Annotated in this window: 19 protein-coding genes; 9 read left to right on the forward strand and 10 right to left on the reverse strand. The window is 57.1% G+C overall.

All coding sequences use genetic code 11. From position 1 onward, the window contains the following. Positions 1 to 92: 92 nt before the first annotated feature. The gene (locus GM298_RS12075; RefSeq protein ID WP_266154161.1) at positions 93 to 1,196 is read left to right on the forward strand and encodes a glycosyltransferase family 4 protein; all 1,104 of its coding nucleotides are present in this window, start codon (positions 93 to 95) and stop codon (positions 1,194 to 1,196) included. On the opposite strand, the gene GM298_RS12080 is transcribed toward GM298_RS12075, so the two are convergent. Genes GM298_RS12080 through rfaD form a run of 5 tightly spaced genes read right to left on the reverse strand, consistent with a single transcriptional unit; the run spans position 1,175 to position 6,354 of the window. After that, a complete protein-coding gene (locus GM298_RS12080; RefSeq protein WP_266154162.1) occupies positions 1,175 to 2,284 on the reverse strand; it encodes a glycosyltransferase family 4 protein in 1,110 nt (369 codons plus the stop codon). The genes GM298_RS12075 and GM298_RS12080 overlap by 22 nt on opposite strands. Beyond that, entirely contained in the window at positions 2,281 to 3,390 is a 1,110-nt protein-coding gene (rfaQ, locus tag GM298_RS12085; RefSeq protein WP_128339045.1) for a putative lipopolysaccharide heptosyltransferase III, read from the reverse strand. The genes GM298_RS12080 and rfaQ overlap by 4 nt, the downstream gene beginning before the upstream one ends. Then, the gene (gene rfaC, locus GM298_RS12090) at positions 3,383 to 4,369 is read right to left on the reverse strand and encodes a lipopolysaccharide heptosyltransferase RfaC (RefSeq protein WP_262747862.1); all 987 of its coding nucleotides are present in this window, start codon (positions 4,367 to 4,369) and stop codon (positions 3,383 to 3,385) included. The genes rfaQ and rfaC overlap by 8 nt, the downstream gene beginning before the upstream one ends. Positions 4,370 to 4,372: 3 nt before the next feature. Beyond that, positions 4,373 to 5,419 carry an ADP-heptose--LPS heptosyltransferase RfaF gene (rfaF, locus tag GM298_RS12095; protein ID WP_266154163.1) on the reverse strand — a complete coding sequence of 349 codons (1,047 nt, stop codon included), beginning with the start codon at positions 5,417 to 5,419 and terminating at the stop codon, positions 4,373 to 4,375. 2 nt (positions 5,420 to 5,421) lie between these two features. Beyond that, positions 5,422 to 6,354, reverse strand: coding sequence for an ADP-glyceromanno-heptose 6-epimerase (gene rfaD / locus GM298_RS12100; RefSeq protein WP_025758440.1), 933 nt, complete (start codon positions 6,352 to 6,354; stop codon positions 5,422 to 5,424). 215 nt (positions 6,355 to 6,569) lie between these two features. On the opposite strand from rfaD, the gene kbl reads away from it, so the two are divergent. From kbl to GM298_RS12115, 3 genes are all read left to right on the forward strand, one after another. Continuing rightward, positions 6,570 to 7,766 carry a glycine C-acetyltransferase gene (kbl, locus tag GM298_RS12105; RefSeq protein WP_025758439.1) on the forward strand — a complete coding sequence of 399 codons (1,197 nt, stop codon included), beginning with the start codon at positions 6,570 to 6,572 and terminating at the stop codon, positions 7,764 to 7,766. A gap of 9 nt (positions 7,767 to 7,775) precedes the next feature. Next, entirely contained in the window at positions 7,776 to 8,801 is a 1,026-nt protein-coding gene (gene tdh, locus GM298_RS12110) for an L-threonine 3-dehydrogenase (protein WP_021242426.1), read from the forward strand. A gap of 141 nt (positions 8,802 to 8,942) precedes the next feature. Beyond that, positions 8,943 to 9,743 carry a glycosyltransferase family 2 protein gene (locus GM298_RS12115; protein WP_025758436.1) on the forward strand — a complete coding sequence of 267 codons (801 nt, stop codon included), beginning with the start codon at positions 8,943 to 8,945 and terminating at the stop codon, positions 9,741 to 9,743. Positions 9,744 to 9,754: 11 nt separating this feature from the next. Here GM298_RS12115 and GM298_RS12120 read toward each other — a convergent pair whose 3' ends face one another. Genes GM298_RS12120 through gpmM form a run of 3 tightly spaced genes read right to left on the reverse strand, consistent with a single transcriptional unit; the run spans position 9,755 to position 13,528 of the window. Beyond that, the gene (locus tag GM298_RS12120; protein WP_045286242.1) at positions 9,755 to 10,687 is read right to left on the reverse strand and encodes a divergent polysaccharide deacetylase family protein; all 933 of its coding nucleotides are present in this window, start codon (positions 10,685 to 10,687) and stop codon (positions 9,755 to 9,757) included. A gap of 3 nt (positions 10,688 to 10,690) precedes the next feature. Then, the gene (gene envC / locus GM298_RS12125) at positions 10,691 to 11,950 is read right to left on the reverse strand and encodes a murein hydrolase activator EnvC (RefSeq protein ID WP_025758434.1); all 1,260 of its coding nucleotides are present in this window, start codon (positions 11,948 to 11,950) and stop codon (positions 10,691 to 10,693) included. 33 nt (positions 11,951 to 11,983) lie between these two features. After that, complete coding sequence (gpmM, locus tag GM298_RS12130) at positions 11,984 to 13,528, reverse strand: 2,3-bisphosphoglycerate-independent phosphoglycerate mutase (protein ID WP_266154164.1); 1,545 nt, start codon at positions 13,526 to 13,528, stop codon at positions 11,984 to 11,986. A 247-nt stretch (positions 13,529 to 13,775) separates the two neighbouring features. Here gpmM and GM298_RS12135 point away from each other — a divergent pair, with 247 nt between their 5' ends. The 5 genes from GM298_RS12135 (at position 13,776) to cysE (ending at position 16,886) form a co-directional block, all read left to right on the forward strand. Further along, entirely contained in the window at positions 13,776 to 14,207 is a 432-nt protein-coding gene (locus GM298_RS12135; RefSeq protein ID WP_013094920.1) for a rhodanese-like domain-containing protein, read from the forward strand. An 11-nt stretch (positions 14,208 to 14,218) separates the two neighbouring features. Then, entirely contained in the window at positions 14,219 to 14,470 is a 252-nt protein-coding gene (gene grxC / locus GM298_RS12140) for a glutaredoxin 3 (RefSeq protein ID WP_010426371.1), read from the forward strand. 32 nt (positions 14,471 to 14,502) lie between these two features. Then, entirely contained in the window at positions 14,503 to 14,970 is a 468-nt protein-coding gene (gene secB, locus GM298_RS12145) for a protein-export chaperone SecB (protein WP_003860835.1), read from the forward strand. Further along, positions 14,970 to 15,989 carry an NAD(P)H-dependent glycerol-3-phosphate dehydrogenase gene (gene gpsA / locus GM298_RS12150; protein ID WP_025758430.1) on the forward strand — a complete coding sequence of 340 codons (1,020 nt, stop codon included), beginning with the start codon at positions 14,970 to 14,972 and terminating at the stop codon, positions 15,987 to 15,989. The genes secB and gpsA overlap by 1 nt, the downstream gene beginning before the upstream one ends. 75 nt (positions 15,990 to 16,064) lie before the next feature. Next, the gene (gene cysE / locus GM298_RS12155; RefSeq protein WP_008502718.1) at positions 16,065 to 16,886 is read left to right on the forward strand and encodes a serine O-acetyltransferase; all 822 of its coding nucleotides are present in this window, start codon (positions 16,065 to 16,067) and stop codon (positions 16,884 to 16,886) included. A 32-nt stretch (positions 16,887 to 16,918) separates the two neighbouring features. On the opposite strand, the gene trmL is transcribed toward cysE, so the two are convergent. Both trmL and GM298_RS12165 read right to left on the reverse strand, forming a co-directional pair. Continuing rightward, positions 16,919 to 17,389 carry a tRNA (uridine(34)/cytosine(34)/5-carboxymethylaminomethyluridine(34)-2'-O)-methyltransferase TrmL gene (gene trmL / locus GM298_RS12160; RefSeq protein ID WP_025758428.1) on the reverse strand — a complete coding sequence of 157 codons (471 nt, stop codon included), beginning with the start codon at positions 17,387 to 17,389 and terminating at the stop codon, positions 16,919 to 16,921. Between the two features lie 45 nt (positions 17,390 to 17,434). Then, positions 17,435 to 18,775, reverse strand: coding sequence for an MFS transporter (locus GM298_RS12165; RefSeq protein ID WP_266154165.1), 1,341 nt, complete (start codon positions 18,773 to 18,775; stop codon positions 17,435 to 17,437). Between the last annotated feature and the right edge of the window lie 130 nt (positions 18,776 to 18,905).

Below are 18,905 nucleotides of genomic sequence, written 5' to 3' on the forward strand. Positions count from 1 at the left end.
TAAGCAAGATTAATCCGCCTGTGCATTACCGTAATACCCACGTATATAATCGGCAGTCTGAACAGCGCTTTCAGCTTAACGACAGGAAATGTATGCATATTGTTCACACTGAAGCAGACGGCGGCAAAGGCGGACAGCCTCTGCGCATTATTAACGAATCGCTAGGGATGATTCAGCGTGGCCATAAGGTGACTCTCCTGTGTCCGGAAACCGCGCCGCTGCACGCCCTGGCGCGCAATGCCGGGTTAACGGTGGTCACTATGCCGTTGAAGCGTAAGAACCTTAAAAACCTGCAGTTGCTGCGTCGCTGGCTGAAAGATAACCGACAGTCAATTGACGTCATTAACAGCCATAACTCTGCCGATACCTGGCTGGTGGCGCTGGCGAATTTGACGCTCTCCAGTCCCGTACCGCTGGTGAGAACCCGTCATGCGTCCGGCGTACCGCGTAACAACTGGACGACCCGCTGGCTGTTCCGCACGGCCTGCGCGCATATCGTGACCACCGGGGAGGCGCTGCGCCATCAGGTGGCAAACATTGGCGTGCCGATGTCCCAGAGCACGTCGGTGCCAAGCGGCGTTGATACGCAGCGTTTCCATCCGGGAGATAAGCACCAGGCCCGGGCGCATTGTGGTTTGTCTCAGGATGATTTCTGGCTGGGCGTGGTATCGCATTTGCGCCCGAACAAAGGCCATAGCGTACTGCTGCGCGCCCTGGCGAAAATCGACAATCCGCAGATCAGGCTGGCGATTGTTGGCGAGGGCCCGCACAAAGCGGCGCTGGAGCAGGAAATCACTGCCCTGGGGTTACAGCAGCGCGTAGTCATGGCGGGGCATCAATCCGATCCGGAACGCTGGTTCCCGGCATTTGATATTGCGCTCAGCCCTTCGCACGATATGGAAGGTGTCCCGCAGGGCGTGCTGCAATCGTTAGCCAGCCGCGTTGCGACCATTGCGACGGATGCGGGTGGAACGGGAGATGCGGTGATTAACGGGCAAACGGGATTGCTCATCGCGCAGCGCGACGAAAACGCACTGCACGATGCCATTCTGCAACTCTATGACGACTCAGCCCTTCGCGAGACGCTCGCGCAACAGGGATATGACTACCTGAGCACGCACTTTACCCGGGAATGTATGCTGGACGCGATGGAGAAAGTCTTCTCCGATGCGGTTCAGCGCAGCAAATCACGATAAAGCGCCTGTAGCTCTTTCGCCATTTTGTCCAGGGTGAAGGGCTCGGCAGTTGCACGCGCAGCGGCGGAGTAATCAACACCCTGTTCCCGGCCTTTCAGCCATAGCGAGATGGCCTGCTGGTAGCCTTCACTGTCCAGCGCATCACGCACCCAGCCGTTTTTACCCTCGGTAATCCACTCCGCCGCGCCGCAGCCGTGGCTGGTAAGCAGCGGTAAACCGCAGGCCAGCGCTTCCACGCAGACGTTCGGGAAGGGATCGTAGAGCGTCGGCAGGATAAGCGCATCCGCCGTGCCATACACTTCACGCACGTTGGCCACCGGCCCCAGGAATGTCACGCGTGAGGAAACACCCAATGTCTGCGCCAGTTTTTCGAACTTCCGTGCATGTTTATCGCGCCCGGCAACCAGCAGCCAGACGTCAGGATGCGCCACAATAGCACGCAGCGCGGTAGCGACGCCTTTACGGCTGAAGCCCGACCCAACATACGCCAGCACCGGTGCATTACGGGGAATACCCAGCGCATCGCGCTGCGAAAGGGCACGGACCTCAGGGCTAAACTGAACGGTGTCGACGCCGTTATAGATCACCGTCAGCTTGTCTTCCGGCAGTCCGAAGCGACGGGCGATATCATCACGCACCATCTTCGAATTACAGATCACCTTGCGCAGCTGCGGATGGGTAAACATCTGCGCCTCAGCCTGCAGGATGTAGCGGTGGTACCGGCTGAGCGACTGCGCCCAGCGCGCCAGCGGCGACAGAATGCGGCCATATTGCTCAAGCCAGGTGGCGTGAACCCCGTCGCCCGCCCGGAAGATGGTCGCTCCCGGTATGCGTTCGTGGCTTTGCACAATATCAAACTGCGCAAAATGCGCGGCAGCTTCGGTGGCAAAACCGGACTCGCGCGCGATGCGATTACGAAACGGCGGATTGACCGTCAGCGTTTTCCAGCCTGCGGCATCCTCCCACTGGCGGGCAATCAGCGTGACATCAAGCGACGTATCCTGCGCCAGCACGTTCAGCGCACGCGAGACAAAACGCTCTGCGCCACCGTTGGGGTTGTAAGTCTGTCGGACAATCGCCAGCTTCATGCAGGGGTTTCCGTTTCCAGGAGCATCGTATCGATGGCGCTCAGCACCTGCTGCGGGGTGATGGCGGTGATGCAGTCTGAGACACCGCTGTCTCCGCAGCCCGCTTTGCCGCACGGCTGGCAGGTGAATCCGGCGACAATCACACGGTAGTTCACCCCCCACGGCGCCCACTTAATGGCGCCGGTAGGGCCAAAGATGGCGACGGTTGGCGTACCGACGGCGCTTGCAAGGTGCATCGGCATAGAATCGACACCGAAGTACACCCGCGCGTGCTTCATGAGCGCGCCCAGCTCTTTCAGGTTCAACTGACCGCTTAAATCAAAGACCGGCTGGGTGAGCGCAGCGCGCAGCGCGTCCATGTAGGCCTGCTCTTCTTTTGACGGCGCGGCTGAGAGGATAATCGGCAGGCCGCGCGCCGCCAGGTTATCAATGGTCGCTGCCAGCTTGTTGATATCCCAGGCCTTAAACATCCAGCGCGAGGTCGGGTGAACCAGAATGTAGGATTTACTCGCCAGTCCAAAACCGGCCAGCTTTTCAGCAACGGAGGCTTCCGCCGCGTCGCCGGGGACAAACAGCGTGTGTTTGTCTTCATCGGACTGCGGATGAATGCCGATCCGGCGCAGGGCATCCAGATTGACCTCCACCATATGGCGGCTGTTGTCCTGGATCGCCGGGTAGAGCGTGGTAAATGATTTCACCCAGCGACGACGTGCAAGACCGCTGCGTTTATCCGGTTTGAAGCCGACGGAGACGCGCGGTTTCAGGCGACGCGCCAGACGCGCGCCGTGCCAGTGTTCGGTCAGGTTAATCAGCACGTCATACTGACGGCCTTTCAGGGTCGTGAGCAGCGTGCGGTAGAGGCGGAATTGTTCAAACCAGCCCTTCTTGCGCCAGTTGCGCCCAATGGTATGGACCTGGTCGATATGCGGATGGCTGGTCAGCATCGCCTGCGTGTCGTCATAGACCAGCGCATCGACTTCCACGTTCGGCCAGTTCTTTTTCAATACGGTGAACACCGGCGAAGTCAGTAGCACGTCACCGTGGTGACGTAATTTAACGATCAGTACGCGCCTGGGTGGACGCTCCGCTGAGAAAAAATCAGACATAAGCTCTCTCTGCTGCCAGCAAAGGCTTTAATTGCGCAAATACCGCAGCGGCACTGAGGTCGCTCAGCTGCGATGAGTGTTCCGGGCGGCAGATATATTGATTTTTTCCATAGCCGCCGATAAGGCCCGGGTCCGTTGGGCCGTAAAGCGTAATATTAGGTCGATCCAGCGCCGCCGTCAGGTGGCTGAGGCCCGTATCCACGGAGACCACTGCCGTAGCGCCGGCCAGCGTCCGGGCGACGCCATCCAGTTTCATGCGCGGCAGAACGTCCACATAATCAAACCCTGCCGCCAGGCGTTTGGCGCGCGCTTCTTCATGGGGAGCGCCCCACGGGAGTTTGATACGTAACCCCGCACTCCCCAGCAGGCCGATCAGTTCGCGCCAGTGCGCCTCCGGCCAGTGTTTGTCGTCGCGGGTCGTCGCATGCAGGAAAATTAAATACGGTGCGCCTTCTTGCTGCGAACTGTGAAGGAAATGCTGCGAAATGGCGTAATCACCCTGGGTTTCCGGTTTGGTATAACCGAGGCTTTTTGCAAACAGCTCGCGGGTACGTTCGACGGCATGCTGTTGCTTTGCAATGTGGTGACGGCGGTTATAGAACAGGCTCGCCAGCGGTTCGCGGGCGGTCTGCCAGTCCATGCCGTGCTTTATGCCGTGTGCCAGTCGCGTCACCAGCGCGGCGCTTTTGACCAGCCCCTGGGCGTCGATGATGGCATCATAACGCTGCGCCTGTACCGCCTCGCGGAAGGCCTTGCGTTCGGCTTTAATCGGCGCGGAGAACCACGCTTTGCGCCAGCGACGAATCGCCACCGGGATCGCGCGGTCGACCGCTTCGTGCCAGGTGGGGATCTGCGCGAAGCCCTCTTCCACCACCCAGTCAAAACGAATGCCCGGTATGGCCTGCATGGCGTCCGTCAGTGACGGCAGCGTGTGCAGCACATCGCCCATCGACGACGTTTTAACGATCAGTACCCGCATCCGTTATCCTTCTTCGCTCAACAGCAGTTCGTTAAGCTCTTCAAGAACGCGCTGCGGGGTAATGTCGATCAGGCTCTGGTGATAGCCTTCTGCTGCATCGCCTTTGCGCACTTTGTGATAGCCCGTGATCAACCGAATAACACGCGCTTTATGCGAAAGCGGTGGCGTGAAGTCCGGGCTGCTTGGGCCATACAGCGCAACCAGCGGGCGGTTGAGCGCAGCAGCAACGTGCATCAGCCCGGAGTCGTTGGTGACCACGGCTTTACAGGCGGCAATCAGGATCACCGCCTGCTCAAGCTGGGTTTCTCCCGCCAGGTTACGGCACCACGCCTGTTGCTCGGTACTGAGCGTCGCGAGGATTTCGTTGCCCGCCTCGTGGTCTTTGGCCGAACCGAACAGGACAATCTGGTAGCCTTCGTCAATCAGCTGTTTCGCCAGCTCCGCATAGTGATAGTGCGGCCAGCGTTTTGCCGGGCCGAACTCGGCGCCAGGGCAGAAGCCAATCATCGGACGTTCCGACGAAAGACCAAACGCGTTGCAGGTGTGGGATTTTTCACCCTCGTTAACCTGAAGCTGTGGCCAGAGCAGCGGCTGCGGCAGATCTTTCGCGCTGCGCATGACGCCTTTGTCATAGGCCAGCGCCACATAGCGCTCCACCATCAGCGGCCAGGCCTCTTTATCCAGCACGCGCGCGTCGTTCAGCAGGCCGTAGCGCATTTCACCGCGCCAGCCGGTGCGGTGCGGGATGCCCGCAAAGAAAGGCACCAGGGCGGATTTAAAGGAGTTTGGCAGGACATACGCGCGGTCATAGCGCTTCTCGCGCAGGCTGTGGCCGAGTTTACGGCGTTCGCCAATTTCCAGCGCCCCGTGGCCGAGCGGCATCGGAATGGCGTCATTCATTTCCGGCATGCGCGATAACAGCGGACGGCACCACGCGGGTGCCATCACGTCGATTATCGCCTGGGGATAGCGCGCCTTGAGCGTGCGATAGAGACTTTGCGACATCATCATGTCGCCCACCCATGACGGGCCGATCACCAGAATTCTCATACTTACGCGTCGCGGTTCAGCCAGGCCATATACTCCGTTACGCCTTCGGCAACGGTTTTGAACGGTTTGTCATAGCCCGCTTTACGCAGGTTAGTGAGATCCGCCTGGGTGAACGCCTGGTAGCGGCCTTTGAGCTTGTCCGGGAACGGAATGTACTCAATGCTGCCTTTTTTGTGATACGCCAGCGTGGCGTCAGCCACCGCCTGGAACGACTCCGCACGGCCAGTACCCAGGTTGAAGATGCCGGACACGCCGTTCTCCCAGAACCACAGGTTTACGGCGGCCACGTCGCCCACGTAGACGAAGTCACGCTTAAAGCCGTCGCTGCCTTCGAACAGTTTCGGACTTTCGCCATTATTCAGCTGGGTGTTCAGGTGGAAGGCCACGCTTGCCATGCTGCCTTTGTGACCTTCGCGCGGCCCGTAGACGTTGAAGTAGCGGAAGCCGACAATCTGGGAGTTCGCTTCTGGCAGGACCTGACGCACGTATTCGTCGAACAGGAATTTAGAGTAACCGTAGACGTTCAGCGGCTGCTCATATTCGCGGGACTCGATGAAGTCTGAGGTGCGCCCGCCGTAGGTTGCCGCAGAAGAGGCGTACAGGAACGGAATTTCACGCTCGAGGCAGTAGTGCAGGATCTCTTTGGAGTACTGATAGTTGTTGTCCATCATGTACTTGCCGTCCCACTCGGTGGTGGATGAGCAGGCACCTTCGTGGAAGATGGCCTCGATCTCGCCGAACTCTTCCCCTGCCATAATCTGGATAAGGAAGTCTTCCTTATCCATATAATCAGCGATGTTCAGATCCACCAGGTTGACGAACTTGGTGCCGTCTTTCAGGTTGTCAACCACCAGGATGTCGGTGATGCCTTTGTCATTGAGAGCCTTAACAATATTGCTGCCGATAAAGCCCGCGCCGCCGGTAACGATGATCATAACTGTAACCTTTGAAGTGTGAAGCCCGGGGACAATCCCGGACGCTAATGTTTCTATCATATCATTAGTATGGCTGCCCTTCAGCCATTCACCTTCACAGCGCAGGGGTACGCGTGATTTATGCTGCAAAAACGACAAGAGATAATGTGTCATCTCGTCATGAACTATAGGTTTGGGTAATATGTCCCGAAATTTGCCGAGTCTGGAGAATTGCAATGCGTGGTGATTTTTACAAACAGTTAAACAGCGACCTCGACACCGCACGTGCGGAAGGGTTGTTCAAGGAAGAGCGTATTATCACGTCTGCCCAGCAGGCGGACATCACCGTTGCCGATGGCAGCCATGTGATCAACTTTTGTGCGAACAACTACTTAGGTCTTGCGAATCACCCTGAGCTGATTGCCGCGGCGAAAAACGGCATGGATACCCACGGTTTCGGCATGGCTTCCGTACGCTTTATCTGCGGTACCCAGGACAGCCACAAGCAGCTTGAGAAAAAGCTGGCGAACTTCTTAGGTATGGAAGACGCCATTCTGTACTCCTCCTGCTTCGACGCTAACGGCGGTCTGTTTGAGACCCTGCTTGGCGCAGAAGATGCCATTATCTCCGACGCCCTGAACCACGCGTCCATCATTGACGGTGTGCGCCTGTGCAAAGCGAAGCGCTACCGCTATGCCAATAACGATATGGTTGAGCTGGAAGCGCGCCTGAAAGAGGCGCGCGAAGCGGGCGCTCGTCATGTGCTGATCGCCACCGACGGCGTGTTCTCGATGGACGGTGTGATCGCCAACCTGAAGGGCGTGTGTGACCTGGCGGACAAATATGACGCGCTGGTGATGGTCGATGACTCTCACGCGGTCGGTTTTGTCGGCGAAAACGGCCGTGGCTCCCACGAATACTGCGACGTGATGGGCCGCGTGGACATCATCACCGGTACGCTGGGCAAAGCGCTCGGCGGCGCGTCCGGCGGCTATACCGCTGCGCGTAAAGAGGTGGTTGAGTGGCTGCGTCAGCGCTCCCGTCCGTACCTGTTCTCCAACTCCCTGGCGCCGGCTATTGTGTCTGCCTCCATCAAAGTGCTGGAGATGGTGGAATCCGGAGCCGAACTGCGCGATCGCCTGTGGTCCAACGCCCGTCTGTTCCGCGAAAAGATGAGCGCAGCAGGCTTTACGCTTGCCGGTGCTGACCACGCGATCATTCCGGTCATGCTGGGCGATGCGGTCATCGCGCAGAACTTTGCCCGTGAACTGCAAAAAGAAGGGATTTACGTCACCGGGTTCTTCTTCCCGGTGGTGCCAAAAGGTCAGGCGCGTATCCGCACCCAGATGTCTGCGGCGCATACGCCTGAACAAATTGAACGTGCGGTGGAAGCCTTCACCCGCATCGGCAAACAGCTGGGCGTCATTGCCTGAGGACGTAAGATGAAAGCGTTATCCAAACTGAAAGCGGAAGAAGGGATTTGGATGACCGACGTGCCGGAACCGGAAGTCGGTCATAACGATCTGCTGATCAAAATTCGTAAAACGGCTATCTGCGGTACTGACGTTCACATCTATAACTGGGACCAGTGGTCACAGAAAACCATTCCGGTACCGATGGTTGTTGGCCACGAATATGTTGGCGAAGTGGTGGGTATCGGCCAGGAAGTAAAAGGCTTCAAAATTGGTGACCGTGTCTCCGGTGAAGGCCATATCACCTGTGGTCACTGCCGTAACTGCCGCGGCGGACGTACCCATCTGTGCCGTAATACCATCGGCGTGGGCGTGAACCGTCCGGGCTGTTTCGCAGAATACCTGGTGATCCCGGCTTTTAACGCGTTCAAAATTCCGGACAACATTTCTGACGATCTGGCCTCCATCTTCGATCCGTTCGGTAACGCGGTACACACCGCGCTCTCCTTCGATCTGGTTGGTGAGGACGTGCTGGTCTCCGGCGCGGGCCCGATCGGCATTATGGCCGCGGCGGTGGCGAAGCACGTTGGGGCACGTAATGTCGTGATTACTGACGTGAATGAATATCGTCTGTCGCTGGCGCGCAAAATGGGCGTGACCCGCGCAGTGGATGTCTCGAAAGAGAGCCTGACCGACGTGATGGAAGAGCTGGGCATGACCGAAGGCTTTGATGTGGGTCTGGAGATGTCCGGTGCGCCACCGGCGTTCCGCACGATGCTGGATACCATGAACCACGGTGGCCGCATCGCGATGCTGGGTATTCCGCCGTCGGATATGTCTATCGACTGGAACAAAGTCATCTTCAAAGGGCTGTTCATCAAAGGCATCTATGGCCGTGAGATGTTTGAAACCTGGTACAAGATGGCGGCGCTGATCCAGTCTGGTCTGGATCTGTCCCCGATTATCACTCATCGATTCTCCATTGATGAGTTCCAGCAGGGCTTTGACGCAATGCGTTCCGGTCAGTCCGGGAAAGTGATCCTGAGCTGGGATTAACAGAGAAAGCGCCTTCGGGCGCTTTTTTATGCCCTCTTCACGTTTCTGACATCCGCAATCAGAATATTTTGATTTTTTCTTCGCTTTTTTACCCACACACTTATAAAGTTTGTTGATTATCCGTTTACCTTTACAGTGCCTATGTTCAAGCTCACCGTTTGTTTATTGACCTGTAATTCTGCGCGTTTATTGCGCGAGGTTATCCCTCCACTGTTAACGGTGGCAGATGAAATTGTCGTTGTGGACTCCGGCAGCACGGATACCACGCTGGATATTTGTCGCGAATATGGACTTTCTATCCACCATCACCCCTATGCCATGCACGGCGCGCAGATGAATTATGCCGTTGATCTGGCGAGCAATGACTGGGTGTTGTGTATGGACAGTGATGAGATCCTGGATGCCGAAACGGTCGATTTTATTCTGGCACTGAAAGCCGGGGATGAACCTTCCGCCGATCGCGCCTGGCGCATCGCCCGATACTGGCATGTGCTGGGTGAAGAGGTACGCACCATTTACCCCGTCTCCTCTCCCGATTTCCCGGTACGGTTGTTTAATCGTACCCAGGCCCGTTTTAACCACCGTCCGGTGGACGACAAAGTTGAAGGCAAGATTATTGCAGTAAAAATGCCGGGACGGGTGCGCCACGACACGTTTTATAACCTGCATGAAGTGTTCAACAAGCTGAACAGTTACACCACCCGTCTGGTGAAATACCAGCCTGTCCGCCCCTCAATTGGACGCGGCATAATCAGTGCGATCGGGGCGTTTTTCAAATGGTATCTGTTTAGCGGAGCCTGGCGTCAGGGCAAAGTCGGCGTGGTGACAGGACTCTATGCCACCGCCTACAGCTTTTTGAAGTATTTCAAATCCTGGTATCAGCATCAGGAGAAAAAAGAGCCCGTTGCGAAAGAGCATACGGACTCTCAGACGGCAAAATAAGCGTCAGGCAATCACGCTTTTTTTCCCCATCCCTGCCACTGCTGCTGGACGTATTTCACCAGCGTACTGTTGCTGATGCTGTCACCAATGACAGAGAAGAAGCGAGTCGCGTAGACCGGTTCAGGCGGCTGCTTCAGCACGCAGCGCTTCACGCCGCGGAACGGATTACGCGGCGCTGTCGGCGCGGGCTGTGCAGAATTCGGCGTAGAGGTATCCACCTGCGGCTCGTTCAGCAGATCGCTCGGGCGCACCAGCGTGATATCAGAAGGTAACGTCGGCAGCATTTGTTGCAGAACGCGAACGGTAGACGGGTGCGGGTGACCGATGGCAATGGCCGAGCCATTGCGGCGGGCCAGCTGCACCGCGCGATTAAACTGCACGCGGATATCGGCTTCGTTCTGGGTATCATCCAGGAACACTTTACGCTTAATGACTTTGACGCCCGTTCCCTGTGCGGCACGCATCGCCTGACTGTTGCCGATGGTCATGCTGTCGAGGAAATAGAGGTTGTAGCGCTCCAGCGCCTGCATCACTTTAAGCATCCCGTACAGGCTCGAGGTCATCGCGCTGCCCATATGGTTGTTCAACCCTACGGCATACGGCACTTTGTTGTATGCGTCGCGGATGATGCGCTCGATCTCATCGCTGCTCATATCCGGGCGCAGGGTGTCTTTTTCCAGCGGCTGCTTGCTGAGCGGTGCCATCGGCAGATGGATGAGAACCTGATGCCCGGCGTTATGGGCTTTAGTCGCCATCTCACGCGCGTGGGGCGCATTCGGAAGGACGGCGACAGAGATGGCTGACGGCATCGCCAGCACCTGATTTTCATAGTGTGGACGATAACCGAAGTCATCAATCACAATGGCGAGTTTACCTGCATATACCGGTGCAGCCAGCGCCAGTGCGCTGACGACGGAGAGAACAATGCGACGAAATTGAAGCAAAACTTATCTTCCCAACCACGGCTGTGGATTGACCGCCTGACCCTGACGACGAATTTCGAAATAGAGTGACGGGCGGCCCTGACCGCCACTGCTGCCCACAAGGGCGATGGGTTGGCCCGCGCGCACCTGTGTGCCGACGCTGACCAGTGCGCTCTGGTTGTAGCCGTAAAGGCTCATATCGCCTTTACCGTGTTCGACCACGACCACCAGCCCGTAACCCTGCAGCCAGTCGGCCAGAATCACGCGACCATCAGCGATGGCTTTCACTTCGCTACCTTCAGACGCACCGATAACTATCCCTTTCCAACGTAGCTCACCCTGCAGCTGTTCGCCATAGCGATGCAGAATTGAACCACGAACGGGCCAGTAAGCCTGACCGCGAGGCGAGCCCAGGCCGCCAGTACGTGACATCAGGGAACGTTCGCTTTCGCTTGGTTTGTAGGTCGTCCCTTTACGGGACGCTTCCTGCTGTTTGTCGCGAACGGCCTGCGCCTCGCGGGCCTCTTTTTCAGCGCGCGCTTTTGCCGCGGCTTCCGCACGGGCGATGCTGTTACGCAGTTTTGATTCGTTGGCGCGCATTTCGCTCAGCTGGCTCTGACCTTCCTGAATGGAAGATTCAAGGCCGGAAAGGGTTTTCTTACGCTCGTTGCGGGCCTGCTCAAGTTTTGCCTGCTGGGCCTGCTGATCGTAGAGCAGCGTCTGCTGCTGGGTCTGCTTCTCTTCCAGCTCGGCTTTTTGCGTGGTGACCTCTTCGCGCGTCTGCTTCAGCTGCGCGATAGTCTCCTGACGCGCCTGGTTCAGGTAGCCGAAATAGGCCTGCAGGCGCTGGCCGCGCTGGCTCTCTTCACCGCTGAGGATCAGTTGCAGACCGGTGTGTTCACCCTGGCGGAATGCGGCATCAAGCTGTGCGGCAAGGTTGCGCTCCTGCGCATCGCGCTGCCGCTCCAGTCTGGCAATCGACGCGTTCATCTCGTCGATCTGCTTATTCAACTGGGCAAGGGTGTTTTGCGTTTCACGGAGTTTACGCGTGGCGGCAGAGATGGCCTCTTCCTGCTGCTTAAGCTGGGCGAGCAGGGCGGCGCGCTGCTGCTGCTGCTGGCGTACCGCACGCTCTTTGGCGGCGATATCGGCCTGAATGGATTTCAGCTGGTCGCGGTCATCCGCGTGGGCGGATGCGGCGCACAGCAATACGCCAGCGCTGAGTGCGCTGGCGTAAAACAGAGGTCTGACTGATAACCTAAGCGGCTTCACGACCCATGTGATTGAAAAAATCGCCTTTCCCCTCATGGGGAGCGATTATTCCACGATGAACAGCGGCTTACCAGTCATCTCTTCAGGGATCGGCATCCCCATCAGCGACAACATGGTTGGCGCGATGTCAGAAAGCTTGCCGCCTTCCACTGCTTTCAGTGATTTATCACCCACATAAATCAGCGGAACGGGCAGGTTGGTGTGAGCCGTGTGCGCCTGGCCGGTCGCCGGGTCGCGCATCTGTTCAGCGTTACCGTGATCCGCGGTGATCAGCAGCTGGCCGCCAACGGATTCAACCGCTTTCGCGACCTGCTCAACGCAGTGGTCCAGCGCTTCAACTGCTTTTACTGCCGCTTCCATCACCCCGGTATGACCCACCATGTCGCCATTCGGATAGTTACAGATGATGGTGTCGTACTTGCCGCTAACGATTGCCGCCACCAGTTTTTCGGTCAGCTCAGCAGAGCTCATCTCTGGCTGCAGATCGTAGGTGGCGACTTTCGGGGAATTAATCAGAATGCGCTCTTCGCCAGGGAACGGCTCTTCAACACCGCCGTTAAAGAAGAAGGTGACGTGCGCATACTTCTCGGTTTCGGAAATACGCAGCTGCGTCTTATCATTCTTCGCCATCCACTCACCGAAGGTATTCGCCAGTGAAGCGGGTGGATATGCGCATGGAGCTTTGATATCAGCGGCATATTCGGTCAGCTGGATGAAGTTAATGTTCACCACTTTCTTACGGGCAAACCCGTCGAAGTCGTTGTTGACAAACGCACGGGTAATTTCACGCGCACGGTCAGCACGGAAGTTCATGAAGATCAGCGCGTCGCCATCTTCCATCGCGGCATCTGCCTGGCCTTCAGCACGAATCACGGATGCTTTCACGAATTCGTCGTTTTCATCACGCGCGTAGGCGGCTTCAAGCGCTTCAACGGCGGTCGCGAACTGGAATTCACCTTTTGCCAGGGTCATCAGGTCATAGGCCTGTTCCACGCGATCCCAGCGGTTGTCGCGGTCCATGGCGTAGTAACGACCAATAATGGAGGCCACGCGGCCTTTACCCAGCGCGGCGAATTTGTCTTCGAAGGCTTTCAGGGAGCCTTTTGCGCTGCGTGGTGGCGTATCGCGACCGTCCAGGAAGGCGTGCAGATAGATTTTGTCCGCACCGCGCTCAGCGGCCAGTTCAACCATCGCCATGATGTGATCTTCATGACTGTGAACGCCGCCTGCAGAGAGCAGACCCATGATATGTACGGCCTTGCCAGCGGCAACAGCTTTATCGACGGCATCGCACAGCATTGGGTTGGAGAAGAAGGTGCGTTCTTTGATTTCAACGTCCAGACGCGTCAGGTCCTGATACACAATACGTCCGGCGCCCAGGTTAACGTGACCCACTTCGGAGTTGCCCATCTGGCGGTCCGGCAGGCCCACTTCCAGGCCAGACGCGTCAATCAGCGTGTGTGGACGTTTTGCCCACAGCGCATCCATGACGGGGGTTTTGGCGGTGAAAATAGCGTTATCCTGGCTGTCTTCACGGTAGCCATAGCCATCCAGAATCACCAGTACCATAGGTTTTTTAGAAACCGACATTGCGACAACCTCATGCTCAAGAGTCAAAATTTGCGTAATTTTACTACAGCTGAATCGATCAAATAGCCGCAGAAGATCAAAGAAAGCGCAAGGGCAAGGTGCTTCTCAGACCATTTTGAGGCATTTTTTTAGGTGGCATGCCGCAGAAAATGGATTAGGTTAGGGTCGCTGGCTGTATTTGCCACAACGCACAGGTATACTCCTGTCCTGGTTTTTTTAATCACTAAGTCGGGAGTAGTTACCCTCCATGCAAGAAATTATGCAATTCGTTAGCCGCCATCCGGTTCTGAGCATCGCGTGGATTGGCCTGCTGGCCGCTGTGCTGTTCACCACATTTAAGGGTCTGACGTCTAAGATTAAGGTTATCACCCGTGGTGAAGCGACGCGTCTGATTAACAAAGAAGATGCCGTCGTAGTCGATCTGCGTCAGCGTGACGATTTCCGTAAAGGGCACATTGCAGGTGCGATTAACCTGCTGCCTGCTGAAATCAAAGCGAATAACGTGGGCGAGCTTGAGAAGCATAAAGCCCAGCCGATTATCGTTGTTGACGGTACCGGCATGCAGGCGCAGGAATCCGCCAGCCTGCTGCATAAAGCAGGCTTCGAAAACGTATCTGTGCTGAAAGAAGGCATTTCCGGCTGGAGCGGGGAAAACCTTCCTTTGGTGCGCGGTAAATAAGGAGTTCAGTGATGGCCAATATTGAGATCTACACCAAAGCGACCTGCCCGTTCTGCCATCGTGCGAAAGCGCTGCTGAACAGCAAAGGCGTCACGTTCCAGGAACTGCCTATCGACGGTGACGCGATTAAACGCGAAGAGATGATTCAACGTAGTGGTCGCACAACGGTTCCGCAGATTTTTATTGATGCGCAGCACATTGGCGGCTGTGATGACTTGTATGCGCTCGACGCCCGTGGTGGACTCGATCCCCTGCTGAGCTAAGAGACTTTAGGACAATTAAAAAGGGTTTTTCCATGTCAGAACAAAACAACACCGAAATGACTTTCCAGATCCAGCGTATCTACACCAAGGATGTCTCTTTCGAAGCGCCAAATGCGCCGCACGTTTTCCAGAAAGACTGGCAGCCAGAGGTTAAACTTGATCTGGATACCGCATCAACCCAGCTGGCTGATGACGTGTATGAAGTCGTACTGCGTGTGACCGTGACCGCCTCTCTGGGCGAAGAGACGGCTTTCCTGTGTGAAGTACAGCAGGGGGGGATCTTCTCCATCGGCGGTATCGAAGGTAACCAGATGGCGCATTGCCTGGGTGCATACTGCCCGAACATTCTGTTCCCGTATGCGCGTGAATGCATCACCAGCCTGGTTTCTCGCGGTACATTCCCGCAACTGAACCTTGCGCCAGTTAACTTTGATGCGCTGTTCATGAACTATCTGCAGCAGCAGGCTGGCGAAGGTGCTGAACAACATCAGGATGCCTGATGAGCACTGTTAATGCGTCAATGACTGTGATCGGTGCCGGCTCATACGGCACCGCTCTTGCCATCACGCTGGCAAGAAATGGTCACGAGGTGGTCCTGTGGGGCCACGACCCAAAACATATCGCGACGCTGCAGCGCGACCGCTGCAACGTGGCGTTTCTCCCGGACGTTCCGTTCCCTGACTCCCTGCACCTGGAAAGCGACCTTGCGACCGCGCTGGCGGCCAGTCGCAACATTCTGATTGTGGTCCCGAGCCATGTATTCGGTGAGGTGCTGCGTCAGATTAAGCCGCTGATGCGCCCGGATGCACGCATTGTGTGGGCGACGAAAGGGCTGGAAGCCGAAACCGGACGCCTGCTGCAGGATGTTGCCCGTGAAGCGCTGGGTGATGATATCCCGCTGGCGGTGATTTCGGGCCCGACCTTTGCCAAAGAGCTGGCCGCTGGCCTGCCAACGGCGATTTCGCTGGCATCAACCGATCAGACCTTCTCCGACGATCTGCAACAGCTGCTGCACTGCGGCAAGAGCTTCCGCGTCTACAGCAACCCCGATTTTATCGGCGTACAGTTGGGTGGGGCGGTGAAGAACGTGATTGCGATTGGTGCCGGCATGTCCGACGGCATTGGTTTCGGTGCCAACGCACGTACGGCGCTGATCACCCGTGGCTTAACCGAGATGTCCCGCCTTGGCGAAGCGCTGGGTGCCGATCCGGCCACCTTTATGGGGATGGCGGGCTTAGGCGATCTGGTGTTGACCTGTACCGACAATCAGTCCCGTAACCGCCGCTTTGGCATGATGCTCGGACAGGGCAGCGATGTGAAAGCCGCGCAGGAGAAGATTGGTCAGGTGGTTGAAGGCTACCGCAATACCAAAGAAGTTCGCGAATTGGCGCACCGGTTTGGTGTCGAAATGCCAATAACCGAGGAAATTTATCAGGTATTGTATTGCGGAAAAAATGCGCGCGAGGCAGCATTGACCTTATTAGGTCGTGCGCGCAAGGACGAGCGCAGCAGTAACTAGTCGGAACCGTTATCACCTGAATGACCCAGCCAGCGCAGAACTGGCTGGTCATTATACTATCGTCTGGAGTTAGCAATGCCGTGTGAAGAACTGGATATCGTCTGGAATAATATTAAAGCCGAAGCCCGGGCGTTGGCCGACTGTGAGCCGATGCTGGCCAGTTTCTACCATGCAACGTTACTCAAGCACGAAAACCTCGGCAGCGCCCTGAGCTATATGCTTGCCAACAAGCTGGCGTCCTCGATCATGCCCGCCATCGCCATTCGTGAAGTGGTGGAAGAAGCTTACGCCGCTGACCCGGAGATGATCGCCTCTGCCGCCTGCGATATCCAGGCCGTGCGTACCCGTGACCCTGCCGTCGACAAATATTCTACGCCGCTGCTGTACCTGAAAGGCTTCCACGCCCTGCAGGCTTACCGCATCGGCCACTGGTTATGGAATGAAGGCCGCCGCGCGCTGGCTATTTTCCTGCAAAACCAGGTTTCCGTAACCTTCCAGGTGGATATTCACCCGGCCGCGAAAATTGGCCGCGGGATCATGCTCGACCATGCCACCGGCATTGTTGTCGGTGAAACGGCGGTCATTGAAGATGACGTCTCGATCCTGCAGTCGGTTACTCTGGGCGGTACCGGTAAAACCAGCGGCGATCGCCATCCGAAAATTCGTGAAGGGGTGATGATTGGCGCGGGCGCCAAGATCCTCGGCAATATTGAAGTGGGGCGCGGCGCGAAAATTGGCGCGGGGTCTGTCGTGCTGCAGCCTGTGCCGCCGCACACCACCGCCGCTGGCGTGCCGGCGCGCATCGTCGGCAAACCCGACAGCGATAAACCGTCCATGGATATGGACCAGCACTTCAACGGCATTCACCATACCTTCGAGTACGGTGACGGCATCTGAGATTTTGCCCGGTGGCGCTGCGTTTACCGGGCCTACCTTAGAATGGCGCCCGGATACCCCAGCTGGCGCCATGCTTCATAGACCACCACCGACACCGCGTTCGACAGGTTCATGCTGCGGCTGTCCGGCATCATCGGAATACGGATTTTCTGCTCAGCGGGCAGGGCATCCAGGATTGTGGCGGGCAGGCCGCGCGTTTCCGGGCCAAACATCAGATAGTCACCCTCCTGATAGCTCACGGCGCTGTGTGCGGGCGTCCCTTTAGTGGTCAGGGCGAACATGCGCTGCGGCTTTTCGCTTTCCAGAAACGCGGCGTAATCAGGGTGGCGCACCACGGCGGTAAATTCATGATAATCCAGCCCTGCGCGGCGCAGACGTTTGTCGTCCCACGTAAAGCCCATCGGCTCAATGATATGCAGGCGAAAACCGGTGTTGGCACACAGGCGAATAATATTGCCGGTATTTGGCGGAATTTCTGGTTCGAATAAAACGATGTTAAGCATACTGCCCCCTTAATTGCGGGGGCAGAATAGCAGAAAAGAGAGGGACTACGCGACGCCGGGTTCCTGCAGGCGACAGCGCAGCATTTTATAGACGGTGGCCCCCGCGGCGACCAGTGCAGGCAGGCTGAGGATCATTAAAATACTGTCTGCCTGCCACTGCAGCGAAAGCAGTTGCGCGCTGGTCATGGTGCCCGCCACGCCGCCAAAACGGCCGATCCCCTGCATCCAGGCGATGCCCGTCGCGCGACATTCGGTGGGGTAAAAGGTGGCGGCCAGGGTTTGCATGCCCGATTGCGCGCCGTTCATCGCGATCCCCATCAGGAATATCAAGGCGCCAAACAGGACGATATGGTTATGCTCAAGGCCAAGCAGCAGGATCAGCCCCATGGTCAGGACAAATCCTCCTGCGACCACTTTGTGCGCTTCCCAGCGGTCCATCATCCAGCCTGCGAGCAGAATGCCTGCGGTACCGCCAAAGGTGAACAGTGACGTCAGCCAGGCGGATTCCGTCAGAGCATAACCCATCCCCTGCATCAGCGTCGGCATCCAGCTCAGCAGGACGTAATAAATCACCAGCCCCATAAAATAGGTCACCCACAGCATCAGGGTGCCGGGTAGCCAGGGCATGGAAAACAGCTGCGCCACGCTCCCTTTTTTAGAGGTGACCCGTTCCTCCTGCAGGAAAAAGCCGGTCACGCCGTCCAGCGTGCCGCGGGCGAACCGGCTGGCGATGCGGCGGATCTGCATCACGTCTTTCCCGCGCTGCACCAGAAATTTCACCGACTCTGGCAAAAACAGCGCCAGCAGCAGCGTTAATATCAGCGGGGCAATTGCGCCGGTCAGCAGTACGCTCCGCCAGCCATGATGAGGAATCAGCCAGGAGGAGATCGCTCCGCCGCCCGCCGCGCCCAGAGGGAAACCGCAGTACATGGTGTTAATCGCCATGGCGCGACAGCGCTGAGGGGCAAATTCTGAGATAAGCGTGATAGCGTTAGGCATTGCCGCCCCCAGACCCAGCCCCGTCAGGAACCGCCATAGCGTCAGGGTGTTAAGGGTTTGCGCCCAGGCGGCCCCCAGGCTTGCAAGACCAAAGAACAGACACGAAAAGACCAGCACGCGCTTACGCCCCATTCTGTCCGACACCGGACCGGCGATCAGCGCGCCCAGTGACAGCCCCAGCAGCGCCGCACTGAGCACCGGCCCCAGATCCTGTTTATGGATACCCCATTCAGCCGACAGCGTAGGCGCAATGTAGCCCATCGCCGCCGTATCAAAACCATCGATCGCCAGAACCAGGAAACCCAGCACGATAAGAAGCCAGTGAAATCCTGAAAAGCGACTGTCATCGATCACCTGCTGAATATCCACCTTGCCTGAATACGTCATACGCACCCCTCTGATGTGATGTTGTTTTTGTGTTCTTGTATTTGCTTGTCTATACAATTGCGCACGGCAGGGGGATGTCAAATTTTCTTATCCAATATGTTACCTGGATGTTATTTTTGGCATAAAAAAG

The organism is Enterobacter sp. HSTU-ASh6 (assembly GCF_026319105.1).
Lineage (GTDB): Bacteria > Pseudomonadota > Gammaproteobacteria > Enterobacterales > Enterobacteriaceae > Enterobacter > Enterobacter sichuanensis.